Consider the following 25058-nt stretch of genomic DNA (forward strand, 5'->3'; position numbering starts at 1 on the left):
GGCACCGGGCTCAGCTCCGTATACCTCGACGGTGCCGCGCACCGGCCGTCCGCAGCGGCGGCGGTTCCGGTGGCGGGAGCCTTGGTCGTGCCCCACCGGGTGCTCCGGCTCGTACGGCCGTCGGCGTGCTGCCTGGACGGCCGTCCTCACGGTTGCGGGTCAGCGCCGGATTTCCACCGGCTTCCCCCGATCGGGTACGGATGAAGTTGTCCCGGACACCTTAACCGGCGCCCGGCCCGGGCTCGCCCGCGCGTACGGACGGGGGAGGCGGCAGGCGCCCTGCGCGGCCCGTGTGCCGCGCGCCCCCCGGCGCGTCACACCGCCTGGTAGGCCGCCGGGTCGGAGCCCGGTACCCGCTCCGCAACCCCCCGCTTCACCAGGTGGCGCAGATGCGCCTCGGCCTCCGAGAGGGCGATGTTCCGGGAGGCGTAGGGGATCCGTTCCCAGGGGCGGTTCCACTCCATGGCCACGGCGAGCTGCCAGGGGGTGAGCGGTTCGCGGAGCAGTGCTCTCAGTCCGGAGAGCCGCTCTTCGTGGTGAGCGATGAGCTCGCGTACGCGTGCGCCCGCGTCGCTGAAGGCGTGCTGGTGGGCGGGGAGCACCTCGGCGGGGGCGAGCCGGCCGATGCGTTCGAGGGAGGCGAGGTAGTCGCCCAGGGGGTCGGTCTCCGTGGCGTCGTCCGGGTCCTCGTACAGGCCGATGTGCGGGGTGATGCCGGGCAGGAGGTGGTCGCCGGAGAAGAGCCGCCCGAAGCCGCGAGCCCGCCCGCCCGGCCGCCCCTCCTCCGCCGGACGGTTCTCGCCCGCCGGCCGCTCCTCCTCCGCCGGACGGCGACCCGCTCCCGGATGCCTCTCCTCCAGGTGGAGGCACACATGCCCCGGCGTGTGCCCCGGCGTCCAGATGGCGCGCAGCCGGCGCCCCGGCAGGTCGATCAGCTCACCGGGGTCGATCCCACGGTCCGGCAGCGCGGCCCGTTGGCCGGGCACTCCGCGGCCGCCCCCGTTGGCGCGCGCCTCCCGGAGCGGCGCCAGATGGTCCTCCGGTGCGCCCGCCGCCGTCAGCTTGGCGATCAGATAGTCGAGCCACTGGCCCCGCTCGGCCTCGCGGGTGCGCCGGACCACGGCGGTGTCCGCCGCGTGCATCGCGACCCAGGCGCCGGAGGCCTCCCGAACCGCGGCGGAGAGGCCGTGGTGGTCGGGGTGATGGTGGGTGATCACGACGCCGTGGAGGTCGGTGACGGCGAAGCCGCAGGCGGCGACCCCGGCGACCAGGGTGTCCCAGGAGTCCGGGTCGTCCCAGCCGGTGTCGATGAGCACCGGTCCGCGGTCGGTCTCCAGGAGGTGGACGAGGGTGTGGCCGAGCGGGTTGTCCGGGATGGGGACGGCGATGCTCCACACTCCGCCCCGGTGGTCGGTCACCTGCGTGGTCATCCCGGTCCCCTCTCGGTGCGGCCAACACCCGGCGCCTCTCGGCGCGGCAGACCCGGCGCCTCCCGCCTCCCCTCACTATAACTAGAACTCGTTTCAAAGAGCCCTGAAGTCGCCTGCGCCGAACCGTTGTTGGGATTCCGTCCGCGCCGTGGACTCCTCCAGGTGGAACTGGTATCAGTTCCTGATGCGATGGCTCACCTGACGCAGCATCAGCACGCCGCGGCACCGGCACCCCGCACCCGCACCCGCACCGGCACCCCGCACCAGTACTCGGCATCAGAACCCCGCGTCAGGCGTCAGCGCGTACGTACCTCGGACAGGCGGCCCACCCGCAGGAGGCGGCAGCGATGAGCGACCTCGTCGAGCACGGAAAGCTCTACATAGGCGGAGAGTTGGTCGATCCGGCCGGCCGGGACACGATCGAGGTCATCTCGCCGCACACCGAACGGGTCATCGGCCGGGTCCCGCGCGCCTCGCGGGCCGATGTGGACCGCGCGGTGGCCGCGGCCCGTACGTCCTTCGAGTCCGGCGTGTGGGCGAACGCCCCGCTGGCGGACCGGATCGCGGTGGTGACCCGTATCAAGGACGCCTTCGCCGCGCGCAGCGAGGAGATCGCCCGGGTCATCAGCTCCGAGAACGGCACCCCCTACACCTCGGGCGTCATGGTGCAGTCGCTGGCCTCGGTGCTGGCGTGGGACGCGGCGCTGACCGTGGCCCGCGGTCTCGGAGCGGCCGGGGGCCGTCCCGCGGAAGACGGCAGCCCCTTCGAGGAGCGGCGGGCCGGTGTGCTGGGGCCGATCCTCGTACGGCGGGAGCCGGTCGGGGTGGTCGCGGCCGTGGTGCCGTGGAACGTCCCGCAGTTCACCGCCGCCGCCAAGCTCGCGCCGGCCCTGCTGGCGGGCTGCTCGGCGGTGCTGAAGGTGTCGCCGGAGACGCCCCTGGACGCGTATCTCCTCGCCGAGATCGCGACCGAGGCCGGGCTGCCGGAGGGTGTGCTGTCGATCCTGCCGGCGGACCGCGAGGTCAGTGAGTACCTGGTCGGGCACCCGGGCGTGGACAAGGTGTCGTTCACCGGCTCCGTGGCGGCGGGCAGGCGCGTCATGGAGGTCGCGGCCCGCAACCTCAGCCGCGTCACCCTGGAGCTGGGCGGCAAGTCCGCGGCGGTGATCCTGCCGGACGCGGATCTGGACGCGGCGGTGGCCGGCATCGTGCCGTTCGCCTGGATGATCAACGGTCAGGCCTGTGTGGCCCAGACCCGGATCCTCGCACCGCGCAGCCACTACGACGAGATCGCCGAACGGTTCACCGCGGCGGCGTCCTCGCTCACCGTCGGCGACCCGCTGGATCCGGCCACCGAAGTGGGCCCGCTGGTCGCCCGCCGCCAGCAGCAGCGCTCGCTGGACTACATCGCGCTCGGCCAGCAGGAAGGCGCCAAGGTCCTCACCGGCGGCGGCCGGCCCAGGGACCGGGCCACGGGCTGGTATGTCGAGCCGACCCTCTTCGGCGAGGTCGCCAACTCCATGCGGATCGCCCGCGAGGAGATCTTCGGCCCGGTCATCTGTCTGCTCCCGTACGACGACGAGGAGCAGGCGGTACGGATCGCCAACGACTCCGACTACGGGCTCTCCGGCTCGGTGTGGACGGCGGACGTCGACCACGGCGTCGACATCGCACGGCGGGTGCGCACCGGTACGTACTCGGTGAACACCTTCAGCATCGACATGCTCGGCCCGTTCGGCGGCTACAAGAACTCCGGCATCGGGCGGGAGTTCGGCCCCGAGGGCTTCGGTGAATACCTGGAGCACAAGATGATCCATCTGCCGGCGGGTGCCTGATGGCGGACCGCTGGCGGGTGGAGGTGGACCGGAGCGTGTGCATCGGCTCGGGAATGTGCGTCGGCGCGGCACCGGACGGCTTCCGGCTGGACACTGCCCGCCAGTCGCACCCCGTGGCGCCGGAGACGGACGCCGCCGAGGGCGTCCTGGCGGCGGCCGAGGGCTGCCCCGTGGAGGCGATCATTGTGACCGTCGCCGGCAGCGGTGAGGTGGTCTTCCCGCCGGAGGAGTGAGCGGTTCGGAGGCGGCGGGGCGGGGCCGGGGCACCGTAGGGGTCGGGGCCCGTAGGGGGGCGGGGGTGCCGCCCGCCCGCCGGTCGAGGCTTACGCCGCCTGTTGCCCCTGCTCGGTGATCATCTTGAGCATGGCCTGGGCTGTGTTGTTCTCGGAGTTGATCCCGTGAACTTCGGTGCCTTCAAAAGTGACGGCCTCGGCGCTGCGGGCGAACATGGATCGTTCGTACGCGGTGAGCGCGGCCTCGATGTCGTCGGGATGCGCGGCGAGGGCCTTGCCGAGTTCGGCGCCGTCGAGCATGGCCAGGTTGGCGCCTTCGCCGTTCGGGGCTGCGGGGTGGGCGGCGTCACCGAGCAGGGTCACCCCCGGCACCCGGTCCCACCGGTGCTCGGCCGGCAAGGCGTAGTGGGGGCGCAGAACAGGCGTGATGTCGGCGTCCGTGATCAGCGCGGTGAGCTCCGGCGCCCAGCCGTCGAACTCCTGCCGAATCCGCGCGGCCGCGGCGGAGGCATCGGTGAAGTCGATGGCGGCGAACCAGTCCTGCGGCCGGGCCAATGCCACGTAGGCGTGCAGGGTGTCGCGGCTTTCCCGGTGAGCGAAGATCTCCTTGCCGGGCGAGGGCGCGATCATCGCCCCGCCGCCAACCACCTTCGCGGTGCCGGTGTGCCGGGTGTCGGCGTCGAACAGGTAGGTCTCGACGAACGACGTGCCGACGTACTCGGGTGTGGCGTCGGAAAGCAGCGGCCGGACCCGCGACCACGCGCCGTCCGCGCCGACCAGCAGGCCGGTGACGACGGTGCCGCCGTCGGCGAACGTCACCTCATGACGGCCCTCGCCGAGGGCACGGGTGCCGCTGACCTTGTGCCCCCACCGGACGGTGTCGGCCGGGAGCGAGTCGAGCAGGATCTGCCGCAGCTCCCCGCGCTGCACCTCGGGGCGTCCGCCCGTGCCGTCGTCGGCCATCTCTGGAAAGGTGCCAGGCCCCGCCGACCAGCCGCCGACATCGGACCGACGGCCCCCGATAGATAGATGACCGACAAGGGCCCCCTGCGCGCCAACGCCCCACGCAGGCCGCGGGGTTGGCGTGACCCGGCGCCCGCGCAGCACCGCCCCCATCGCGCGACGCTAACCGGCACAGCCCGCGCAGCCCGCCGCTACCGCGTCCTCTCGGGTGCGGGTGCGGGTGCGGGTGCGGTCAGGTCGATCAGTCGGCAGACCGTTTCGATGTCTATCTTCACCTGGGCGATCGAGGCGCGGCCCGACAGCCAGGTGATCAGTGCGGAGTGCCAGGTGTGCTCGATGACCCGGACCGCGGAGAGCTGTTCGGGGGTGGGCGGTCCGTCCAGCCCCATGGCGTCCAGGATGATCGCCGTCGTCAGCCGCGAGACGGTGTCCACCTCGGGGCTCACCGAGCGGTCGGCGAAGGTCAGTGCGCGCACCATCGCATCGGCGAGATGGGGCTCGCGCTGCAGTGCGCGGAACGCCCGCATCAGGGTCTGGGCGACCCGGGCGCCCGGGTCCTGCTCCGACGGCGGGCGCTTGCGCAGTGTTTCGTGCATGTGCTGGAGCTGGTCCTGCATGGTGGCGACCAGCAGATGCACCTTGGAGGGGAAGTAGCGGTAGAGGGTGCCGAGCGCGACGCCGGAGGACTCGGCGACCTCGCGCATCTGCACGGCGTCGAAGCCGCCACGGGACGCCAGCTTGGCGCTGGTGTGCAGGATGCGGCGGCGCCGGGCCTCCTGACGCTCGGTCAGGGGAGGACTCGCGGGGAGCGTCGGCCTGGCCGCCCTGGATTCCGTAGTCATATTTCCCATTCCGTGGCATTCCGTCCGCGATGCGGCGAGTGCCGGTGGTGTGATCGGCACAGCATGGCAGGGGCGCGGGTGGTGGCGCGAATCACCTGGTGCGGCTCTTTTCGCATGGGTCCTGGCCGGTAGATTCGAAGCTTGGTGAACTGATCAGTAGCCCAGCAGTTCTGTAACTTGTTCTAGATTACCGCCAGCGGTTACGCTCCGGCGAAAGTCCAGTGAGAAGGGGGCCGAGCGTGACCGCAGAGGCCGTCCAGGCAGCCGCGCCCCGCCCCGCAGAGGCGCCCCCGGCCTCCGCCCCGGCGAACGGCGAGCGTCCGGAGCGCGCCGCGGCCACCACCCCGGGAGACCACGGGCGCCCCCTGCGCATCGCGATGCTCACCTATAAGGGGAACCCGTTCTGCGGCGGACAGGGCGTCTATGTCCGCCACCTTTCGCGCGAACTGGCCCGCCTCGGCCACACCGTCGAGGTGATCGGCGCCCAGCCCTACCCCGTCCTCGACGAGGGCGTGGTGCTGACCGAGCTGCCGAGCCTGGACCTCTACCGCCAGCCGGACCCGTTCCGCACGCCGGGGCGCGGCGAGTACCGCGACTGGATCGACGCCCTGGAGGTGGGCACGATGTGGACCGGGGGATTCCCCGAGCCGCTGACCTTCTCGCTGCGCGCCCGGCGTCATCTCGCCGCCCGCCGCGGCCAGTTCGACGTCGTCCACGACAACCAGACCCTGGGCTACGGCCTGCTCGGCGGCCCCGGCTCGCTCGGCGCCCCGCTGGTGACCACGATCCACCACCCCATCACCGTCGACCGGCGGCTCGACCTGGAGGCCGCCGACGGCTGGAAGCGCCGCGCCTCGGTCCGCCGCTGGTACGGCTTCACCCGGATGCAGAAGCGCGTCGCCCGGCGGCTGCCGTCCGTGCTGACCGTCTCCGGCTCCTCCCGCCAGGAGATCGTCGACGACCTCGGGGTACACCCCGGCCGCATCCATGTCGTCCACATCGGCGCCGACACCGACCTGTTCTCGCCGGATGCCTCCGTCCCGGAGGTGCCCGGACGGATCGTCACCACCTCCAGCGCGGACGTCCCCCTCAAGGGGCTGATCCACCTCGTCGAGGCGCTCGCCAAGGTGCGCACCGAGAACCCCGAGGCCCACCTGGTGGTCGTCGGCAAGCGCGCCGACGACGGGCCGGTCGCCGCCGCCATCGAACGGCTCGGGCTGTCCGGCGCCATCGAATTCGTCAAGGGCATCAGCGACCGCGAACTCGTCGATCTGGTCCGCAGCGCCCAGATCGCCTGCGTCCCCTCCCTCTACGAGGGCTTCTCGCTGCCCGCGGCCGAGGCGATGGCCACCGGAACCCCGCTGCTGGCCACCACCGGCGGCGCCATCCCCGAGGTCGCCGGGCCCGACGGCGAGACCTGCCTGGCGGTGCCGCCCGGCGACGCCGACGCGCTCGCCGGCGGACTGCTGCGCCTGCTGGGCGACGAGGCGCTGCGCCGCCGGCTCGGCGCGGCCGGCCGGGAGCGGGTGCTGGCCCGCTTCACCTGGCGGCAGGCCGCCATCGGTACCGCCGAGCGCTACCGCGAGGCGATCGCCCTCCAGGGCGGCCGGGCCGCCGCCCGCACTCTGCGCAGCTAGCCGCGCGCCCCTTGCACTCCTGCAGCCACCACCGCCACCAACCGCCGGACGAAAGCAGAACCCCGTGCTGACCGTCGACTTTTCCCGTTTCCCGCTCGCTCCGGGCGACCGCGTGCTCGACCTGGGCTGCGGCGCCGGCCGGCACGCCTTCGAGTGTTACCGGCGCGGCGCGCAGGTCGTCGCCCTCGACCAGAACGGCGAGGAGATCCGCGAGGTCGCCAAGTGGTTCGCGGCGATGAAGGAGGCGGGCGAGGCCCCGGCGGGCGCCTCCGCCACCGCCATGGAGGGCGATGCGCTGGCCCTGCCGTTCCCCGACGCCAGCTTCGACGTCGTGATCATCTCCGAGGTGATGGAGCACATCCCGGACGACAAGGGCGTGCTCGCCGAGATGGTGCGCGTCCTGCGCCCCGGCGGCCGGATCGCCGTCACCGTGCCCCGCTACGGCCCCGAGAAGATCTGCTGGACGCTCAGCGACGCCTACCACGAGGTCGAGGGCGGCCATATCCGCATCTACCGCGGCGACGAACTCCTCGGCAAAATGCGGGAGGCCGGCCTGGAGCCGTACGGCACGCACCACGCACACGGGCTGCACAGCCCCTACTGGTGGCTGAAGTGCGCCTTCGGGGTGGACAACGACAAGGCGCTGCCGGTGCAGGCGTACCACAAGCTGCTGGTCTGGGACATCATGAAGAAGCCGCTGGCCACCCGGCTCGCCGAGCGCGCGCTCAACCCCGTCATCGGCAAGAGCTTCGTCGTCTACGCCACCAAGCCGCACCTGCCGGAGGCACCGGCCGCCGAGGCCGCCGCCGAGCCCGCCACCGCCCGCGCCCGGAAGTCCGCCGCGTCCGGGGCCAAGACCGCGTCCGGGGCCAAGGCCGCGTCCGGGGCCAAGGCCGCGTCCGGGTCCGGCGCCAAGGTCCCCGCCTCCAGCGCCGCCAAGCGCTCCGCGAAGTCCTCCGCCAAGCCCTCCGCCGGGGCTGCCAAGTGACGAGTCCCGGGCGTACCGAACGGCTCGTCCTGCCGGGGGTGCTCACCGCTGAACAGGCGGCCCGTACGGTCGCCGGCATCCTGGCGACGCAGCGCGAGGACGGCGCGATCCCCTGGTTCCGGGGCCACCACCTCGACCCGTGGGACCACACCGAGGCCGCCATGGCCCTGGACGCGGCCGGCGAACACGAGCGCGCCGAGGCCGCGTACGACTGGCTGGCGCGCCATCAGAACCCGGACGGCTCCTGGTACGCGGCCTACGCCGACGGCGACGCCGAGGCGCCCACCGACCGCGGCCGTGAGACCAACTTCTGCGCGTACATCGCGGTCGGCGTCTGGCACCACTTCCTGTCCACCGGCGACGAGGCCTTCGTCGACCGCATGTGGCCCGCGGTCTCCTCGGCGATCTCCTACGTCCTGGAGCTCCAGCAGCCCGGCGGCGAGATCGGCTGGAAGCGTGAGGACGACGGCACGCCCGTCAACGACGCGCTGCTGACCGGCTCGTCCTCCATCTACCAGGCGCTGCGCTGCGCGCTCGCACTCGCCGAACAGCGCGAGGAGCCGCAGCCCGACTGGGAGCTGGCGGTCGGCCGCCTGGGCCACGCCATACGCAGCCACCCCGAGCGGTTCCTGGACAAGGGCCGCTACTCCATGGACTGGTACTACCCGATCCTGGGTGGTGCGGTCCGCGGTGAGGCGGCCAGGGAGCGTATCGACGCCGACTGGGAGCGCTTCGTGGTGCCGGGTCTGGGCGTGCGCTGCGTGCTGCCCAACCCCTGGGTCACCGGCGGGGAGAGCGCGGAGCTCGCGCTCGCCCTGTGGGCCATGGGGGAGTCCGAGCGGGCCGTACAGATCCTCAAGTGGATACAGCACCTCCGCGCCGAGGACGGCATGTACTGGACCGGCTATGTCTTCGACGACGACGCCATCTGGCCGCGCGAACGCACCTCCTGGACGGCCGGTTCGCTGCTGCTCGCGGTCGCGGCCGTGGGCGGCGACGAGGCCACGACCTCGGTCTTCGGCGGTGACCGGCTGCCGACGGGGCTCGATCCGGACTGCTGCCGGTAGGCGGGGCACGGAGCACGGAGGGGACCGGCCCGCGCGCAAATGGGAGGCCGGGCCGGACAGCGGCGCACTACTGTGCGCCGCATGACTCTCCAAGGCTCCCTCACCCACGAGGAATACTGCGCTCAGCTCCTCGCCGAGACCGAGAAGTTCCGGGCGATCGTACGGAGCGCCGATCTGTCCGTGACCGTTCCGACGTGCCCCGACTGGACGCTGGCCGATCTGGCCCGCCATGTGGGCGGTGCGCACCGCTGGGTCGGCACGATCGTCGCCACCCGCGCCGCGAAGCCCGTCGACGAGGCGGACGTCCCCGAGGGAGCGGGTCCCGCGGGCGAGGACGCGGCGGCCCTGGACGCCTGGCTCGCGGCCGGCGTCGAGCAGACCGTGGCGGCCCTGCGGGAGGCCGGCCCCGACACCGAGGTGTGGACCTGGTCCCCGGTGCAGCGCACGGGGTTCTGGGCGCGCCGGATGGCCCATGAGACGGTGATCCACCGCGCCGATGCGGCGCTCGCCGCGGGCGCCGCATTCGAGGTCCCGCCGCAGGTCGCCGCCGACTGCCTGGAGGAGTGGCTGCAGATCTGCGAACTGCCGGTGGTCGCGGAGCGTTTCGCCGGACGCCGCGGGGAACTCTTCGGCCCCGGCCGTGGCATCCACCTGCATGCCACCGACACCCCGCCCGAGCTGAACGCCGAGTGGGTCCTCGATCTCACCGGCGAGTGGCTCACCCACCGCCGCGCCCATGAGAAGGCGCCGGTCGCGCTGCGCGGCCCCGTCACCGATGTGCTCCGCGTCGTCTACCGCAGGCTGCCCGCCGACAGCGACCGGGTCGAGGTGCTGGGCGACCGCGCGCTGCTGGAGCGGTGGCTGGCGTGGGCGTCCTTCGAGTGAGGGCCCGGTGGCGCTCAGGAGTTCAGCTCGGCCAGCACCCGTAGGGTGTGCGGGTCCGGGGCGGTGACCAGCAGGTCGGTGACCGGTCCCGAGCGCCACGACTCCAGCCGCTCCGCGATCCGTTCACGCGGTCCGACCAGGGAGATCTCGTCGGCGAAGGCGTCCGGTACGGCGAGTACGGCCTCCTCCCTGCGGCCTTCGAGGAAGAGCCGCTGCACCCGCCGGGCCTCCTCCTCGAAGCCCATCCGCGCCATGAGATCGGCGTGGAAGTTCTTCGCCGCATGGCCCATTCCGCCGATGTAGAAACCCAGCATCGCCTTGACCGGCAGCAGCCCCTCGGCGACGTCGTCGCAGACCACGGCGCGCGCCATCGGGGCGATGAGGAAGCCCTCCGGGGCGTCCGCCAGCGACGCCCGGTAGACGTCGGCGCGCTCGGGCGACCAGTACAGCGGCAGCCAGCCGTCCGCGATCCGGGCCGTCTGGGCGATGTTCCTGGGGCCCTCCGCGCCCAGGAGGACGGGGAGGGCGGCGCGCAGCGGGTGGGTGAGGGGCTTGAGGGGTTTGCCCAGGCCGGTGCCGTCCGGGCCGCGGTAGGGGTGGGGGTGGAAGAGACCGTCCGCCTCCACCGGGCCCTCGCGCCGCAGGACTTGGCGGATGACCTCCACATACTCGCGGGTGGCGGTCAGCGGGCTCTTGGGGAACGGCCGTCCGTACCACCCCTCGACGACCTGCGGCCCGGACAGCCCCAGGCCCAGCAGCAGCCGCCCGCCGGAGAGGTGGTCGAGGGTCAGGGCGTGCATCGCGGTGGCGGTGGGCGTGCGGGCGGCCATCTGCGCGATGCCGGTGCCGAGCCGGATACGGGAGGTGTGGGCGGCGATCCAGGTGAGCGCGGTGAAGGCGTCCGAGCCCCAGGCCTCCGCGGTCCACACCGAGTCATAGCCCAGGCGCTCGGCCTCGCGGGCGAGTTCGAGGTGCCGGGGGTCGGGGCCGCGTCCCCAGTAGCCCAGTGCCAGACCGAGTCGCATGCCGAATCGCCCCTCTCCGACGTGACACTCCCGCCCTGTAGCTGACGCTGCGTCAGCTTTGGGCGTCCGGCGAACTGTACGACCGCCCCGTGAACAGCGCAACGGCCCCCGCCCGTTGGGGGCGGGGGCCGCGAAAGGACCGTTGTGCGTCCGAGGTCAGCCGCGCTGGATGCCGGTGGTGTCCTGCAGGACACCGCGCCGGCCGTCCTGGGTCTGGGCGATCAGGGCCTGACCGCGCTGCTCCACCGCGAGGTACCAGGTGCCGGGGGCCAGTTCGGCGATCGGCGACGGCGAGCCGTCCTCGCCGTACAGCGGGCGCGCGACCGGCACCGCGAACCAGAACGGCGCGAAGTCCGCCGGGCTCCCGGCCGCCTGGGTGGCACCCGCCGCACCGCCGGCCGTGCCGTCCGCCGGAACCTGCTGGCCGTGGGTCTGGCCCGCCTGCGGCTGCTGGCCGCCCGGGTAGCCGTAGCCCTGGCCCGCCTGCTGCTGTGCGCCGGGGTAGCCGTAACCGGGGGTGGGGCCGGCTCCGTACGGGGCGGCGGCCGGTGCCTTGGGGGCGCCGATCAGGGCGACCTTCAGCGCCGGGACGAGCGGGGTGGCGACCGCGCCGCCGGCCAGGATCAGCGTGGCGATCAGACCGAGGATCAGGCCGGCGCCGGCGTTGCTGACGTCGATGATGGTCCAGAACGCCGTCCAGGCGGCGAAGATGCCGAGGGCGACGCCGAACTGGCCGAGGTCGAGTCCGGCCACCTTGCGCTGCTGCGGCAGCATGCGGGTGACGGCGATGATCGCCGCGGCGAACACACCGGCCAGATAGATGCTCATCAGCACGGACAGTCCGTCCCAGGCATTGCTGCTGCTGTAGTCCTGGGCCTCGCAGTACTTGGCGAGTGGGCCGGAGCAGTCCGGGCCGCCAGTGGAATCGAGGAACGAGGCGATGAACAGCAACACCGCTGCTCCGATCACCACGCCGTCGCCTCGAGTGAGGGAGCGGATGTTCACGTAAGCGTCCTTTGTCTCTTTCGTGGGTCTGGTCGTCGCTGTCGCGGTGCGCGCGGGGCGAGGCACGGCGGTGGCCACCCATCGTAAAGGGGAACCTATCGCCGAATCCGGCGGGCCGTCCTCTTCGTTTCGGCAGGCTCTCGGATGTCGTATCGAAACCGGTTCGGATCCGGTATCGGGCGGGTATCGAAGCGCTCCCCGAGGCGCGGTCAGCGCGTCAAGAAGTCCGTAATGCCCTCGGTGATCCCGCGGGCCGCCTTTTGCCGCCACGTGGCATCGGTCAATTGTGCGGCGTCCTTCGGGTCGCGCATATTGCCGCACTCGATGAACACCTTCGGCACCGTGGAGAGGTTGAGGCCGCCGAGGTCGGACCGTACGTCGAGCCCGGTGCCGCCCCCGATGTAATTGGACGGAGAACTTCCGGTTGCCGCGATGAACCGGCGGGCGAGCCGCTCGCCGAGCTTCCGCGAGGGGGTGACGATGCCGGAGGTGTCGGCCGCACCGGCCGTGACGCGGGCGGGCAGGATCACATGGAAGCCGCGGTTGCCGGTGCCCGAGCCGTCGGCGTGGAGGGAGGCCGCGGCATCGGCGTGCGCCTTGTTGCCGATGGCCGCGCGCTCGTCCACACACGGTCCGTACGGCCGGTCGCCGTCCTGGGTGAAGACCACCTTGGCGCCCTGGCGCTCCAGGAGGGTGCGGGCGCGGCGGGCGACGTCCAGGGTGAAGGACGCCTCCGCGTAACCGCCGTTGGTGGAGGTGCCGGTGGTGTCGCACTCCTTGCGCTCATTGCCGATGTTCACCAGCCGGGCGATCTCCCGGCCGTGATCGCGGTTGCGTGGATTGTGGCCGGGGTCGATCACCACGGTCCGGCCTTTGAGGCTGTCGCGCGGACCTTCCGCCCCGCCGGAGCCGCCGCCCCGGGACTTCCCCTCGTCGCCTTCCCCCTTGTGCCCGCTGGTGCCGCCGTCCGCCGCTCCGTGCCCGGCGGAGCGGCCGGGCGCGGGCTGCCCGTCGTGTGACGGCTCGCCGCCGCCGGACGGCCGCCACACGAGCCAGCCCCCGACGCCGACGACCACCACGGCCGTCAGGGCGAGGAGCAGGGTGCCGCGCAGGCGGCGGCGCGGGGGAGAGGTACTGCCGTTCGACACGTCCGCGATCGTAGCCCGCTCAGATGCCGGGGCCGGTGCGCCGCAGTACGTGCAGTGACCGGTGCGCCGAGATCTCGGTGAAGGCGCCGGACTCCAGGGCCCTGCGGTAGATGCGGTACGGGGCCTGGCCGCCGTCCGCCGGGTCCGCGAAGACATCGTGGATGACCAGCAGCCCGTCGGGCGCGACATGCGGCGCCCAGCCCTCGTAGTCGGCACTGGCGTGTTCGTCGGTGTGCCCGCCGTCGATGAAGACCAGACCGGCCGGCGCCCGCCACAGGGCCGCGACCTGCGGTGACCGGCCCACCAGGGCGATCACCTGGTCCTCCAGGCCGGCCGCGTGCAGGGTGCGGCGGAAGGTGGGCAGGGTGTCCATCCGGCCGACCTCGGGGTCGACCACGGACGGGTCGTGGTACTCCCAGCCGGGCTGCTGCTCCTCGCTGCCCCGGTGGTGGTCGACGGTGACGGCCATCACCCCGGCGCCGCGCGCGGCGTCCGCGAGCAGGATCGTCGACCGTCCGCAGTACGTGCCGACCTCGATCAGCGGCAGCCCCAGCTCCGCCGCCTCGGCCGCCGCCGCATACAGGGCGAGCCCCTCGTCCACCGGCATGAAGCCCTTCGCCGCCTCGAACGCGGCGAGTGTCTCCGGCTGCGGAGCGGACGGAGCCGTGGGAGCGGACATGGGATTCCTCCAGGTGGTGCGGTCGGATGGCTCATCGTGCCGTATCGGGTGGGGCGGGTGGTGTGCGGGTGTGCCCGCGGTACGTATGCCGTGTGCGGGGTGCCTGTGGCGCGTATGCGGATATCGGAACGGCTGTTTGCCTTTTCTGCCGTCCGTCGTTCGATGTCCGTTCTTCCGCCCGACGGATGCCCGATCCCGCCGGTTTTTCGCCGGCCGTTTCGCCGATGCCCGAAAGCGGCGAATCCGTACGGGGAGTGCAGGGGGGCCAGCGGTGAAGTCCGCGGGGGAAGTCGCGGGAATGGCGCCCGCGGCCCGTACCGGAATTCACCCCGCCGTTTCCGGGATTTGCGCCGGGGGAATCCGCCGTCCCCGGCCCCCGTTCCTGACCTTCCATCAGATTGGAACGTGTTCTAGTCTGCCGGGATGGGCATCGGAATCACGCAGGAGCAACGTGACCTGGCCGAGGCGGCGGGCGGCTGGGCCGCGCGGGCCGTACCGCCCGAGGAGGTGCGCAAGCTGCTCGACGCCGCACCCGGACACCGCGGACGGCCCGCCTACTGGGACGGGCTCGCGGAACAGGGCCTGCTCGGCCTCCATCTGCCCGAGGCCGACGGCGGAGGCGGCGGCGAACTGCCGGACCTCGCCGTCGTCCTGGAGGAACTGGGCCGCGCCGCGCTCCCCGGCCCCTATCTGCCCACCGTCCTCGCCGCCGAACTGCTGCACCGCGCCGGCGCCCGGACCCTCGTACGGGCGCTCGCCACCGGCGAACGGATCGCCGCCGTCGCGCTCGGCCCGGGATCGCTCACCGCCGCCCCCGCCGAGGGCGGCTACGTCCTGGACGGCACCGCGCCCCCGGTCCTCGCCGGCGCCGACGCCGATCTGCTGGTGCTCGCGGCCGAGGCGCCCGGCGGTACCGTCTGGCTCGCCGTCGACGCCGACGCGCTGACCGTACGTCCCCAGGAGAGCGCCGACCCGACCCGGCCGACCGCCGAGGTGAGCGCGGACGCGGTGCTGGTGCCCGGTGAGCGGCTGCCGGCCGTCGACGGCGCGCTCGTCCGGGACCTGGCCGGTGTGCTGTTCGCCGCGGAGAGCTGCGGCACCGCGGCCTGGGCGCTCGGCACCGCCGCCCGGCACGCCGCCGTACGCGAGCAGTTCGGCCGCCCCATCGGCCAGTTCCAGGGCGTCAAACACCTCTGCGCCGACCTGCTCGTACGCTGCGAGCAGGCCCGCGCCCTGGTCTGGGACGCGGCCCGGGCGCTGCACGAGCCGCCCGAGGTGCGCGCACTGGTCGCGGCGCTGGCCACCGCCACCGCCCTGGACGCCGCCTTCAGCTGCGCCAAGGACTGCATCCAGATCCTCGGCGGCATCGGTTTCACCTGGGAACACGACGCCCACCTCCACCTGCGGCGGGCGACCGTGGCCCGCCAGCTGCTGGGCGGCGGCGACTCCCACCGGCTGCGCGCCGCCCGCTACGCCGCCGGCGGCGCCCGGCGCGCGCTGCGCCTCGAACTCCCCGCGGAGGCCGACGGGTACCGCGCCGAGGCCCGTACGGTCATCGACGGCGTACGCGGCCTGGACCCCGCGGCGGTACGCCGTGCGCTGGCCCCCACCGGCTACGCCGCGCCGCACCTCCCCAGGCCCTACGGGCTGGGCGCCGGGCCGCTGCGGCAACTGGCGATCCAGCAGGAGCTGGCGGCCGCCGGGGTCAGGATCAGCGATCTCGGCATCGCCACCTGGGTGGTCCCCGCCCTGCTCGCCCACGGCACCCGGGAGCAGCAGGAGCGCTGTCTGCCGCCGACGCTGCGCGGCGATCTGCTGTGGTGCCAGCTGTTCTCCGAGCCCGAGGCCGGCTCCGACCTGGCGTCGCTGCGCACCCGGGCCGAGCGGGTGGACGGCGGCTGGCGGGTCAACGGCCAGAAGGTGTGGACCTCGGCGGCCCAGTGGGCGACCCACGGGATCCTGCTGGCCCGCACCGACCCCGACGTGCCCAAGCACCAGGGGCTGACGTTCTTCCTCGTCGACATGTCGGCCCCCGGGATCGAGATCCGCCCGCTGAAGGAGATCACCGGCGACGCGCTCTTCAACGAGGTCTACTTCGACGATGTGCTGCTGCCGGCCGACGCGGTGGTCGGCGAGGTCGGCGACGGCTGGAAGGTGGCCCGCACCACCCTGGACAACGAACGCGTCCACATGGCCGACCAGTTGACCTTCGGCACCGGTCTGGAGGACCTCTTCGCCCGCGCCGCCGAACCGGACGCCTCGGTGTCCGTGCGCCTGGGCGAGCTGGCCGCCGAGGCGCACGCCCTGGGCTGCATCGGGCTGCGCACCACGCTCCAGCAGGTGTCGGGCCTGGAGCCGGGCGCCGGGGCCAGCATCCGCAAGCTGGTGCAGACCCCGCACCAGCAGAAGGTCGCCGAGCTGGCGCTGGAACTCCTGGGCCCGGCCGGCGCGGTACGCGAGGGGGCCGGCGAGCGGGCGCTGCACGACTTCCTGATGTCGCGCTCGGTGACCATCGCCGGCGGCACCACCCAGGTGCAGCGCAACGTCGTCGCGGAGCGGCTGCTCGGTCTGCCCCGCGACCCGGAGCCCCGCCCCTTGATCTGACGACTCCCCGACGGCTCTCCTGGAGGACCCGCATGGCTGGCAAGGCGTACATCGTCGGCGTAGGGATGACCGACTTCGTCAGGCCCGAAACCCGCGAGTGGCAGTACTGGGACATGGCGAAGGAGGCGGGCGGCGCGGCGCTCGCGGACGCCGGGATCGGTTACGAGGCCGTCGAGCAGCTGCCGGTCGGCTACTGCTACCAGCCCTCGACGGCCGGCCAGCGCGCCGCGTACGAGCTGGGGCTGACCGGCATCCCCGTCTACAACGTCAACAACAACTGCGCGACCGCCTCGACCGCGCTGATGATGGCGCGGCAGTTCGTCGAGGCCGGCGTCAACGACTGTGTGCTGGCGCTCGGGTTCGAGAAGATGAAACGCGGCGCGCTGGGCGGGGGCGCGGACGCATCGGACTTCAGCACGTCTCCGGTGGCCCGCCACTACGGCGTGATGGCCGCCGCCCACGGCTTCGAGATGACCCCGCCCACCGCCCAGATCTTCGGCAACGCGGCCCGTGAGCACATGGAGCGCTACGGCACCACGGCCGAGCAGCTCGCCGCGGTCGGCGCGAAGAACCACCGGCACTCCGCGCACAACCCCCGCGCCCAGTTCCAGGACGTCTACACGGTCGGGGAGGTCCTCGCCGCCAGGACCATCCACCGGCCGCTGACCAAGCTCCAGTGCTCGCCGACCTCGGACGGCGCGGCCGCGGCGGTCATCGCCTCCGAACGGTTCGTCCGCGCACACGGTCTGGCCGACCGGGCGGTGGAGATCGCCGCACAGGCCATGACGACCGACACCGAGGACAGCTTCGCCTCCGGCTCCTGCATCGACGTCGTCGGCAAACCGATGTCCCGGGCCGCGGCCCGGCAGGTGTACGCGGCCAGCGGCCTCGGCATCGAGGACGTCGACGTCATCGAGCTGCACGACTGCTTCTCGGTCAATGAGCTGCTGACGTATGAGGCCTTGGGCATGTGCGCGGACGGGGAGTCCGGGAAGCTGGTCGCCGACGGTGCCACGACCTACGGCGGCCGCTGGGTGGTCAACCCGTCCGGCGGCCTGATCTCCAAGGGCCACCCGCTGGGCGCCACGGGCCTGGCCCAGACCGCGGAACTGGTCTGGCAGCTCCGCGGCACGGCGGGCGAACGCCAGGTCCCCGGCGCACGGGTGGGCCTGGCCCACAACATCGGACTGGGCGGGGCGGCGGTGGTGACACTGCTGCGGAGGTGAGGGCGGCTGCTGCGGAGGTGAGGGCGGCTGAGGGGGCTCCGACTTCCGGCCTAGGTCCCCCGGTCCGTTGGCAGATGCACCGATATCCCGATGCAGGGCGCGGGCGCCGAATGCGAGCATGGTCCGCATGCCCCCGATAGCCGCCTCCGCCACCCTGTCCGAGACTCCGCGCCGCACCGCCGCGCCGGCCTGGCTGGTGATGCTGCTGGTCTGCGCCGGGCAGTTCCTGGTCATCCTGGACGTGTCCGTCGTGAATGTGGCGCTGCCCGCCGTACGGACCGGGCTGGGCCTGAGCGAGCTGGGCCTGCAGTGGATCGTCAACGCCTATGTCATCACCTTCGCCGGGTTCATGCTGCTCGGCGGCCGGGCCGCGGACCTCTTCGGCCGCAAGCGGGTGTTCGTCCTGGGCCTGGCGCTGTTCACCCTCGCGAGCCTGGGGGGCGGGCTGGCGCAGCAGCCGTGGCAGCTGATCGCGGCGCGTACGGTGCAGGGCGTGGGTGCCGCCGTGCTCTCCCCGGCCACCCTCACGATTCTGACCACGTCGTTCCCGGCCGGTCCGGCCCGTACCCGCGCCATAGCCACCTGGACGGCGGTCGGCGCCGGCGGTGGCGCGGTGGGCGGTCTGGTCGGCGGGGTGCTCACCGAATATCTGTCGTGGCGCTGGGTGTTGCTGATCAACGTGCCGGTCGGGGCGCTGGTGCTGATCGGTGCGGTGCTGTGGCTCACCGAGAGCCGGCAGGGCCTCGGGCGGCGGCTCGATGTGCCGGGTGCGCTGCTGGTGACGGCCGGGCTGGCGCTCGTGGCGTACGGGATCGTGCAGACCGAGACGGACGGCTGGGCGTCGGCGTCCGCGCTGCTGCCGCTGGCCGCGGGGCTGGTCGTGCTCGCGGCGTTCCTCGCCGTCGAGGCGCGCGCCAAGGCGCCGTTGATGCCGCTGGGGCTGTTCCGGCTGCGCTCGGTCTCCTCGGCGAACGCGGCGATGATGCTGGCCGGCGCCGCGATGTTCTCGATGTGGTACTTCCTCTCGCTCTATGTGCAGAACGTGCTGGGCTACGACCCGCTGCAGGCCGGGCTGTCGTTCATCCCGCACTCGCTGTGCATCGTCCTCGGCTCGAAGATCGGGCCGCGCCTGATGAACCGGATCGGCGCCAAGACCCTGGCCATCGCCGGTGCGGTGATCTCCCTGTCCGGTATGGCCTGGCAGGGCACGATGGACGTCGACGGCACATACCTCGGCACGATCCTCGGCCCCGGCATCCTGATGGCGCTGGGCGCGGGCCTGACCGCGACACCGGTCGCCTCCATCGCCACCTCCGGCGCCGACCCCGCCGACCAGGGGCTGGTCTCCGGCCTGATCAACACCTCGCGCCAAATGGGCGGCGCGCTGGGCCTGTCGGTGCTGTCCACCATCGCCGCCGCCCGCATCGCGTCGGGGCACGGCCTGAAGGCCCTGGCGGACGGCTACGGTCTGGCCTTCCACGTCGGCGCGGTGATCCTGCTGGGCAGCATCCTGCTGATGGTCATCGCCCTGCCGAGGCGCCGGGCGGACGCTCCCCACGGGTAGGGCCCGGCCGATGGGCCATGGCCGGGGCCGCTGGCCCGCCCCGGTGCCTTTGCCCTACAGCCAGCCGTGCTGCCGGGCGGCCCGTACCGCCTCCATGCGGTTACGGGTGCCGGTCTTGCCGATGGCCGCGGAGAGGTAGTTGCGGACGGTGGCCTGGGACAGATGGAGCTTGCCGGCGATATCGGCGACGGTGGCGCCGTCCACCGCCGCCGTGAGGACGTCACGTTCGCGCGGGGTCAGGGGGCTGGGCCCGGTGCTCAGCGCCGCCGCGGCCAGGCCGGGGTCGATCACCCGCTCTCCGGCGAGCACCCGGCGGATCGCCGCCGCCAGCTCCTCCACCGGGCCGTCCTTGACCAGGAAGCCGGACGCTCCGGCCTCCATGGCGCGGCGCAGATAGCCGGGCCGGCCGAAGGTCGTCACGATCAGGACCTTGCAGGACGGCAGCTGTGCGCGCAGGTCGGCCGCGGCGTCCAGGCCGCTGCGGCCGGGGAGTTCGATGTCCAGGAGGGCGATGTCGGGACGTGCGTCCAGGGCGGCGGCGACGATCTGATCGCCTGCCGGTACCTGCGCCACGACCTGCATGTCCTCTTCCAGGTCGAGCAGCAGCGCCAGCGCGCCCCGCATCATCCCCTGGTCCTCCGCCAGCAGGACCTTGATCACCGGGTCAACCCCTCCGCCTCTGTCATACCTGCCCTATCGCCCGTGTCGACGGGCAGTTCGGCCGTGACACGGAAGCCGCGCCGGCCGTCGGGTCCGCTGTGCAGCGTGCCGCCCGCCGCGGCCAGCCGCTCGGCGAGCCCCTTCAGGCCGGTGCCGCCTATCGGGCCGGTGCCGCCTACCGGGCCGGGGGCGCCGGGGAGCCGGGGCCGGCCGTGGCCCGTCGCCGCACCGGAGCTTACGGGGCCGCGCCCGTCGTCGGTGATGGTCAGTCGCACCCGCTCCTCGTCGGCGTGCACATCGATCTCGCAGTGGGTGGCGCCGCTGTGCCGGACGGTGTTGGTGACGCCCTCGCGGACCACCCAGCCCAGCAGGGCACCGGCCTGCGGGGGCAGCGGCGGCCCGGCCTGGCGTACGACGGGCTCGATGCCGGCCGCCTCCAGCACCGAACGGGCCCGGTCCAGTTCGGTGGCGAGGCTGCCCTCGCGATACCCGGTGACCGCCTCGCGGATCTCGGTCAGCGCCTGTCTGCCCACCGCCTCGATGTCGGCGGCCTGGGCGAGCGCCGCGTCCAGGTTGCGCGGCGCCAGGCGGCGGACCGCTTCGGCCTTGACCACCACCACGGACAGGGTGTGCCCCAGGAGATCGTGCAGATCGCGGGAGAAGCGCAGCCGCTCCTTCTCCACGGCGCTGCGGGCGAGCTCCTGGCGGGTGGTGTTCAGCTGCTGGATGGTGTCGAAGAGGCTCAGGACCGTGGCCGTCACCATGCCGGACAGGAACGTGCCGTATCCGATGCCGAACGAGGCGCCGTGGTCGCCGTCGCGCCAGCCGGGCAGGAACCCGGCCACACCGCTGAGCGAGATCAGCCAGACGGCGAGCTTCTTGCCGCGGAGGGCGCGGACCGTGCCGGAGGCCAGCGACAGCAGCGGGAAGAACAGGAACCAGTTGCCGCCGAATCCCAGCGCGATGGCGAAGGTGACGGCGGTCAGCACGGCCAGGGCGATGACCGGGGCGCGGGAGTCGCGCAGCCGTGGGCTGAAGGAGGACCAGACGACGGTGATGTAGAAGGAGTTGAAGGCGAGCAGCCCGAGGCCGGCCAGCCAGGGGTTGCCCGTTTTGCCCTGGATGATATTGGAGAAGGCTCCCAGCCCCATCAGCAGCCAGGGCAGGAAGGCGTACTTGCCCGGCCCTCTGTCCGGCTTCTTGATCCGCGGGCTGGTCGCACACGGCGGCGCGTGGATGCCGTGGGTGTCCCGGGCGCCGCCGCCGGTGCCGTCCGGGCCGCCGGTGCCGTCCGGGGTGTTCGCCGCGGCAGTGACCGGCCCGCCGTCGTCCTGCTGTTGCGTCTTCTGCACTGTCTCTTCCCAGGTCCGCGCCATCATCGATCACATCGTGCGGGCGGCTCGACGGTACGCGTACACCGTGTACACCGCGTAACCGCCGAACAGCGCCAGCCAGGCGGCCGGCACCGCCACCGTGCCGAGGTCCGGTCGGCGGCCGCTCCGCTTCCTGCCTATGACGTTACGGAGAGTCGCCGGCCCGCGGCAGGGGCGAATGTGTGCGATATGCGCTGACAAATGTCACGGGTACGTCGCCGGGGTGCGCATCCCGTGGCGTGCGGCCCGCCGCGCCGCCGCCTCCACCGCCTTCACCGCTGCCTCCGCCGACTGGAACGACGTGGGCCGACCGACACGTATCTGACTGCACGTCAGAGGTCTTCCGGGTATCGGACGGATCGGCTATACATGAGGGCCATCGGCTAGAACGCGTTCTAGAAGTGTCCCGTGCGCTGCCGGAGCGCGGCCGCGCCGACCAGATACGACCCCGGCCTGGCCGACGGTGCGGACGACCGGGCCGGGGTCTTCACACCGTGGTGAAGGAGCAGCAGCCCCCATGCCCATCGACGCCGCCAAGGCCACCTCCGCCGAGCCGCGGACCTGCGAACTCGCCTGGGACCACAAGGACGTCCAGCTCTACCACCTCGGCATCGGCGCCGGCGCGGCCACACCGGAGAAGCCGCACCCCGCTACCGACCCCGACGAACTGCGCTACACCCTGGAGAGCGCACTGCACGTCCTGCCCAGCTTCGCCACCGTGGCGGGCGGAGGGATGGCGGTGGCCGGCGGACTCTCCGCGCCCGGCATCGACGTCGACCTCGCCGCCGTCCTGCACGGCGGACAGACCGTCACCGTGCACCGCCCGCTTCCGGTGCACGGCCGCGCGAGGCAGACCTCGTCCGTCCCGGCCGTGTACGACAAGGGCAAGGCCGCCGTCATCGTGCTGCGCTCGGAAGTCGCCGACGAGCAGGGCCCGTTGTGGACCTGCGACACACAGATCTTCGTCCGGGGGGAGGGCGGCTTCGGGGGCGAGAGGGGGCCCTCCGCACGCCTCGAACTTCCCGAACGTGCCCCTGACCTGAGCACCGAACGGCACATCCGCGAGGACCAGGCGCTCCTCTACCGCCTCTCCGGGGACTGGAACCCGTTGCACGCGGACCCGGAGTTCGCCAAGCTCGCCGGCTTCGACCGGCCGATTCTGCACGGGCTGTGCACCTACGGCGTGGCGCTCAAGGCGGTCGTCGACACGGTGCTCGGCGGGGAGGTGTCCAGGGTGCGTTCGTACACCACCCGGTTCGTGGGGGTGGTCTTCCCGGGCGAGGCGCTCCGCATCCGGGCGTGGCGGGAGCCCGGCCGGGTCCAGGTGTCGGTCACGGCCCCCGAGCGGGACGATGCGGCGGTCCTGGCGGACACCGTGGTGGAGCACAGCTAGGGCCTGTCCGAGGGGTCAGGGCCGGGCCGAGTCGTCCTTCGAGAGGAGCCGTGACATGCGCGCAGCCGTACAGCACGAGACCGGGCAGGACAAGCTGGAGGTGCTCGACGACATCGAGGCGGTGGGGTTCGGGCCGGGGAAGGTCCGGATACGGATCCGGGCGACGGGGCTGTGCCACTCCGACCTCTCGGCCATGAACGGGGTGCTGCCGCAGCCCGCGCCCTTCGTTCCCGGGCACGAGGGCGCCGGGGAGATCCTCGACGTCGGCGACGGCGTCACCGGCGTGAGCCAGGGCGACCGGGTCCTGGTGTGCTGGCTGCCCGCCTGCGGTAGCTGTCCGTCCTGCAAGCGCGGCCAGACGCACCTGTGCCTGGCCGGATTCATGAACGCCGGCACGCCCAACTTCAAGCGCCCCGGAGGAGACGTCTTCGGCTTCGCCGGCACCGGAACCTTCGCCGAAGAGGTCGTGGTCCCCGCCAACTGCGCGGTCCCGATCCCGGACGACGTCCCGTACGAGATCGCCGCGCTGATCGGCTGCGGTGTCACCACCGGGCTCGGCGCGGCCCTCAACACGGCCGAGGTGGCGCCCGCTTCCTCGGTCGCGGTGATCGGGTGCGGCGGTGTCGGCATCTCCGCCATCCAGGGCGCGAGGGCCTGCGGTGCCGCCCAGATCATCGCCGTCGACCCGGTGGCGGCCCGTCGTGAGGCCGCGCTGCGCTTCGGCGCCACCGAAGCCGTCGCCCCGGAAGAGTTCGCCGACGCCAAGGCCCGGATCACCGCGGGGGAGGGCTTCGACTACGTCTTCGAGGTGGTCGGCAAGTCGGCCACCGCCCGTACCGCCTACGAGATGACCCGGCGCGGCGGCACCCTGTGCGTGGTCGGCGCGGGCGCCATGGACGACACCTTCCAGGTCAACATGTTCGAGCTGTTCTTCGACGAGAAGCGGATCCTGCCGTCCCTGTACGGCGGCGGGGACGTGCTGCGCTCCTACGAGCGGGCCATCGCCCTGTGGCGGGCCGGCCGGATCGACCTGGAGGGCCTGATCACCCACCGCGTCCGCCTCGCCGAGATCAATGACGCGCTCGACCAGATGCGCTCCGGGACCGCGCTGCGCACCTGCATAGAGATCTGACCGCGCGCCCGGAGAGCCGACCGGGCGCCCGGGGATCCCACGGGCGCCCGCAGAGCCGATCGAGAGGACAGGAAGAGCAATGGCACAGCCACTTGAGGGCCTGACCGCGATCGTCACCGGTGCCGGCCGCGGCCTGGGCCGCGCCGAAGCCCTCGAACTCGCCCGTCTGGGCGCCCGCGTCGTGGTCAACGACTACGGTCAGCCGGGTCGTGACGGTACGGGTGAGGCCTCCGCGGCGCCCGCCGAGGACGTCGCCGCCGAGATCCGGGCGGCGGGCGGCCAGGCGGTCGCCCACCTCGGCGATGTCGCCGACCACGAACAGGCCCGTGCGCTGGTGCAGTTGGCGGTCGCCACGTACGGCAGGCTCGACATCCTGGTCAACAACGCGGGCATCCTGCGCGACCGGATGGTGTTCTCGATGACCGAGGACGAATGGGACTCGGTCATCCGCGTCCACCTCAAGGGCCACTTCAACACCACCCGCTTCGCCGCGGCCCACTGGCGCGAACGCTCCAAGGCGGCCGGCGCCCCCGTGCACGGCCGGATCATCAACACCTCCTCGGAGGCGTTCCTCGCGGGCTCGGCGGGTCAGCCCAACTACGCCGCGGCCAAGGGCGGCATCGTCGGCCTGACGACCTCCACGGCGCTGGCGCTGGCCAAATACGGCGTGACCGCCAACGCGATCTGCCCGCGCGCCCGCACCCGTATGACCGAGGACGTCTTCGCCGGCTTCGAGGAGCCGCAGGACGGCCGGCTCGACGTACTCGCGCCCGAGCATGTCGCGCCGCTCGTCGGCTATCTGGCCGCGCCGGCCGCGGCCGGGGTCAACGGGCAGCTGCTGGTCGTCCACGGCGGCATGGTCGCGATCGCCGAACGCCCGCGGATCGCCGCCAAGTTCGACACCGCGAAGGAGGCGTTCACCTTCGAGGAGCTGGACGGCCTGCTGACGCCGTACTACGCGCAGCGCCCGCCGAACGAGACGTTCGCGGCGGCCGAGGTGCTGGCCCTCAAACACGGCTGACCGGCGGACGCCGCTCACGGCGGCGGACCCCGCAGCCCGTAGCGGGGAGCCCGTACAACGGCCGTGGCCGCCGCCCGCGGAGAAGCGGTGCGGCGGCCACGGCCGTGGTGTGCGGTCGGCGGTCAGGCCCGCCGGGCCCGGACTTATGCGTCCTGAGGCTGCTTGTCCCGGCGGTGCCGGCCATGGGGGGTGGCGCCGGCCTCCTCCGTGGCGGCCGGGCCGCGGTGCCTGCCGGAGCCTGTGGCCTCGGCGGCCTGGGCGGAGGCCTCCTGGGGGCGCGCCTGGGTCGTGTCGGTTCGGGCTTCGGACATGGAAAGAGTCACTCCGTCAGATCGCTTGCAGCTTTAC

21 protein-coding genes, 1 pseudogene and 1 riboswitch are annotated in these 25058 nt (G+C 72.8%); of the genes and pseudogenes, 12 read left to right on the forward strand and 10 right to left on the reverse strand.

The features are described 5' to 3' along the window. Nucleotides 1-77: 77 nt before the first annotated feature. A riboswitch (cobalamin riboswitch) is annotated at nt 78-225 on the reverse strand. An 89-nt stretch (nt 226-314) separates the two neighbouring features. Next, nucleotides 315-1430 (reverse strand): MBL fold metallo-hydrolase, encoded by a 1116-nt coding sequence (locus ACWD6P_RS19085; RefSeq protein WP_451445278.1) that lies wholly within the window; start codon nt 1428-1430, stop codon nt 315-317. Between the two features lie 347 nt (nt 1431-1777). Between ACWD6P_RS19085 and ACWD6P_RS19090 the strand changes: the two genes are divergently transcribed. Further along, the gene (locus ACWD6P_RS19090) at nt 1778-3265 is read left to right on the forward strand and encodes an aldehyde dehydrogenase (protein ID WP_451445279.1); all 1488 of its coding nucleotides are present in this window, start codon (nt 1778-1780) and stop codon (nt 3263-3265) included. Then, nucleotides 3265-3498 (forward strand): ferredoxin, encoded by a 234-nt coding sequence (locus ACWD6P_RS19095; RefSeq protein ID WP_451445280.1) that lies wholly within the window; start codon nt 3265-3267, stop codon nt 3496-3498. The genes ACWD6P_RS19090 and ACWD6P_RS19095 overlap by 1 nt, the downstream gene beginning before the upstream one ends. Before the next feature lie 90 nt (nt 3499-3588). On the opposite strand, the pseudogene ACWD6P_RS19100 reads toward ACWD6P_RS19095, so the two are convergent. Next, nucleotides 3589-4464: pseudogene (locus ACWD6P_RS19100) on the reverse strand (FAD-dependent oxidoreductase); the annotation flags it as partial. A 188-nt stretch (nt 4465-4652) separates the two neighbouring features. Further along, entirely contained in the window at nt 4653-5303 is a 651-nt protein-coding gene (locus ACWD6P_RS19105; RefSeq protein ID WP_451445281.1) for a TetR family transcriptional regulator, read from the reverse strand. 239 nt (nt 5304-5542) lie between these two features. Here ACWD6P_RS19105 and ACWD6P_RS19110 point away from each other — a divergent pair, with 239 nt between their 5' ends. From ACWD6P_RS19110 to ACWD6P_RS19125, 4 genes are all read left to right on the forward strand, one after another. Further along, nucleotides 5543-6940: a glycosyltransferase family 4 protein gene (locus ACWD6P_RS19110; RefSeq protein ID WP_451445282.1), complete on the forward strand. Its 1398-nt coding sequence runs from the start codon at nt 5543-5545 to the stop codon at nt 6938-6940. A 64-nt stretch (nt 6941-7004) separates the two neighbouring features. After that, on the forward strand, nt 7005-7928 hold the full coding sequence (locus ACWD6P_RS19115) for a class I SAM-dependent methyltransferase (RefSeq protein ID WP_451445283.1): 924 nt from the start codon (nt 7005-7007) through the stop codon (nt 7926-7928). Next, nucleotides 7925-8995 carry a prenyltransferase/squalene oxidase repeat-containing protein gene (locus ACWD6P_RS19120; RefSeq protein WP_451445284.1) on the forward strand — a complete coding sequence of 357 codons (1071 nt, stop codon included), beginning with the start codon at nt 7925-7927 and terminating at the stop codon, nt 8993-8995. The genes ACWD6P_RS19115 and ACWD6P_RS19120 overlap by 4 nt, the downstream gene beginning before the upstream one ends. Nucleotides 8996-9076: 81 nt before the next feature. After that, entirely contained in the window at nt 9077-9880 is an 804-nt protein-coding gene (locus tag ACWD6P_RS19125; protein WP_451445285.1) for a maleylpyruvate isomerase family mycothiol-dependent enzyme, read from the forward strand. A 14-nt stretch (nt 9881-9894) separates the two neighbouring features. Here the strand turns inward: ACWD6P_RS19125 and ACWD6P_RS19130 are convergent, their stop codons facing one another. The 4 genes from ACWD6P_RS19130 to ACWD6P_RS19145 form a co-directional block, all read right to left on the reverse strand. Beyond that, nucleotides 9895-10905, reverse strand: a complete 1011-nt coding sequence (locus ACWD6P_RS19130) for an LLM class F420-dependent oxidoreductase (protein ID WP_451445286.1) — start codon at nt 10903-10905, stop codon at nt 9895-9897. A gap of 156 nt (nt 10906-11061) precedes the next feature. Next, nucleotides 11062-11910: a DUF5336 domain-containing protein gene (locus tag ACWD6P_RS19135; protein WP_451445287.1), complete on the reverse strand. Its 849-nt coding sequence runs from the start codon at nt 11908-11910 to the stop codon at nt 11062-11064. Between the two features lie 209 nt (nt 11911-12119). Continuing rightward, nucleotides 12120-13058, reverse strand: a complete 939-nt coding sequence (locus ACWD6P_RS19140) for an N-acetylmuramoyl-L-alanine amidase (RefSeq protein ID WP_451445288.1) — start codon at nt 13056-13058, stop codon at nt 12120-12122. A gap of 19 nt (nt 13059-13077) precedes the next feature. After that, nucleotides 13078-13737, reverse strand: a complete 660-nt coding sequence (locus ACWD6P_RS19145; RefSeq protein WP_451445289.1) for a class I SAM-dependent methyltransferase — start codon at nt 13735-13737, stop codon at nt 13078-13080. Nucleotides 13738-14160: 423 nt separating this feature from the next. Between ACWD6P_RS19145 and ACWD6P_RS19150 the strand changes: the two genes are divergently transcribed. The 3 genes from ACWD6P_RS19150 to ACWD6P_RS19160 all read left to right on the forward strand — a co-directional run bounded on the left by ACWD6P_RS19150 (nt 14161) and on the right by ACWD6P_RS19160 (nt 19131). Then, nucleotides 14161-16341 (forward strand): acyl-CoA dehydrogenase, encoded by a 2181-nt coding sequence (locus tag ACWD6P_RS19150; protein WP_451445290.1) that lies wholly within the window; start codon nt 14161-14163, stop codon nt 16339-16341. A 32-nt stretch (nt 16342-16373) separates the two neighbouring features. Further along, nucleotides 16374-17567: a lipid-transfer protein gene (locus tag ACWD6P_RS19155; RefSeq protein WP_451445291.1), complete on the forward strand. Its 1194-nt coding sequence runs from the start codon at nt 16374-16376 to the stop codon at nt 17565-17567. Between the two features lie 118 nt (nt 17568-17685). Next, nucleotides 17686-19131, forward strand: coding sequence for an MFS transporter (locus ACWD6P_RS19160; RefSeq protein WP_451445292.1), 1446 nt, complete (start codon nt 17686-17688; stop codon nt 19129-19131). Between the two features lie 54 nt (nt 19132-19185). Here the strand turns inward: ACWD6P_RS19160 and ACWD6P_RS19165 are convergent, their stop codons facing one another. Further along, nucleotides 19186-19791, reverse strand: a complete 606-nt coding sequence (locus ACWD6P_RS19165; protein ID WP_451445293.1) for a response regulator — start codon at nt 19789-19791, stop codon at nt 19186-19188. Next, a complete protein-coding gene (locus ACWD6P_RS19170; protein ID WP_451445345.1) occupies nt 19788-20942 on the reverse strand; it encodes a histidine kinase in 1155 nt (384 codons plus the stop codon). Before ACWD6P_RS19170 ends, ACWD6P_RS19165 begins: the two co-directional genes overlap by 4 nt. A gap of 739 nt (nt 20943-21681) precedes the next feature. On the opposite strand from ACWD6P_RS19170, the gene ACWD6P_RS19175 reads away from it, so the two are divergent. The 3 genes from ACWD6P_RS19175 (at nt 21682) to ACWD6P_RS19185 (ending at nt 24710) form a co-directional block, all read left to right on the forward strand. Then, complete coding sequence (locus ACWD6P_RS19175) at nt 21682-22557, forward strand: MaoC/PaaZ C-terminal domain-containing protein (protein WP_451445294.1); 876 nt, start codon at nt 21682-21684, stop codon at nt 22555-22557. 55 nt (nt 22558-22612) lie between these two features. Continuing rightward, a complete protein-coding gene (locus ACWD6P_RS19180; RefSeq protein WP_451445295.1) occupies nt 22613-23689 on the forward strand; it encodes a Zn-dependent alcohol dehydrogenase in 1077 nt (358 codons plus the stop codon). A 79-nt stretch (nt 23690-23768) separates the two neighbouring features. After that, on the forward strand, nt 23769-24710 hold the full coding sequence (locus ACWD6P_RS19185; protein WP_451445296.1) for a 3-oxoacyl-ACP reductase: 942 nt from the start codon (nt 23769-23771) through the stop codon (nt 24708-24710). A gap of 143 nt (nt 24711-24853) precedes the next feature. Here the strand turns inward: ACWD6P_RS19185 and ACWD6P_RS19190 are convergent, their stop codons facing one another. After that, entirely contained in the window at nt 24854-25021 is a 168-nt protein-coding gene (locus ACWD6P_RS19190) for a hypothetical protein (RefSeq protein WP_451445297.1), read from the reverse strand. Nucleotides 25022-25058: the final 37 nt, after the last annotated feature.

Source organism: Streptomyces sp. NPDC002446 (assembly GCF_053595675.1).

Bases quoted from the DNA above. Each gene is read 5' to 3' on its own strand.
- ACWD6P_RS19085 (WP_451445278.1), bottom strand. From the start codon at position 1,430: ATGACCACGCAGGTGACCGACCACCGGGGCGGAGTGTGGAGCATCGCC.
- ACWD6P_RS19090 (WP_451445279.1), top strand. From the start codon at position 1,778: ATGAGCGACCTCGTCGAGCACGGAAAGCTCTACATAGGCGGAGAGTTG.
- ACWD6P_RS19095 (WP_451445280.1), top strand. From the start codon at position 3,265: ATGGCGGACCGCTGGCGGGTGGAGGTGGACCGGAGCGTGTGCATCGGC.
- ACWD6P_RS19105 (WP_451445281.1), bottom strand. From the start codon at position 5,303: ATGACTACGGAATCCAGGGCGGCCAGGCCGACGCTCCCCGCGAGTCCT.
- ACWD6P_RS19125 (WP_451445285.1), top strand. From the start codon at position 9,077: ATGACTCTCCAAGGCTCCCTCACCCACGAGGAATACTGCGCTCAGCTC.
- ACWD6P_RS19130 (WP_451445286.1), bottom strand. From the start codon at position 10,905: ATGCGACTCGGTCTGGCACTGGGCTACTGGGGACGCGGCCCCGACCCC.
- ACWD6P_RS19145 (WP_451445289.1), bottom strand. From the start codon at position 13,737: ATGTCCGCTCCCACGGCTCCGTCCGCTCCGCAGCCGGAGACACTCGCC.
- ACWD6P_RS19150 (WP_451445290.1), top strand. From the start codon at position 14,161: ATGGGCATCGGAATCACGCAGGAGCAACGTGACCTGGCCGAGGCGGCG.
- ACWD6P_RS19155 (WP_451445291.1), top strand. From the start codon at position 16,374: ATGGCTGGCAAGGCGTACATCGTCGGCGTAGGGATGACCGACTTCGTC.
- ACWD6P_RS19160 (WP_451445292.1), top strand. From the start codon at position 17,686: ATGGTCCGCATGCCCCCGATAGCCGCCTCCGCCACCCTGTCCGAGACT.
- ACWD6P_RS19170 (WP_451445345.1), bottom strand. From the start codon at position 20,942: ATGGGGCTGGGAGCCTTCTCCAATATCATCCAGGGCAAAACGGGCAAC.
- ACWD6P_RS19175 (WP_451445294.1), top strand. From the start codon at position 21,682: ATGCCCATCGACGCCGCCAAGGCCACCTCCGCCGAGCCGCGGACCTGC.
- ACWD6P_RS19180 (WP_451445295.1), top strand. From the start codon at position 22,613: ATGCGCGCAGCCGTACAGCACGAGACCGGGCAGGACAAGCTGGAGGTG.
- ACWD6P_RS19185 (WP_451445296.1), top strand. From the start codon at position 23,769: ATGGCACAGCCACTTGAGGGCCTGACCGCGATCGTCACCGGTGCCGGC.
- ACWD6P_RS19190 (WP_451445297.1), bottom strand. From the start codon at position 25,021: ATGTCCGAAGCCCGAACCGACACGACCCAGGCGCGCCCCCAGGAGGCC.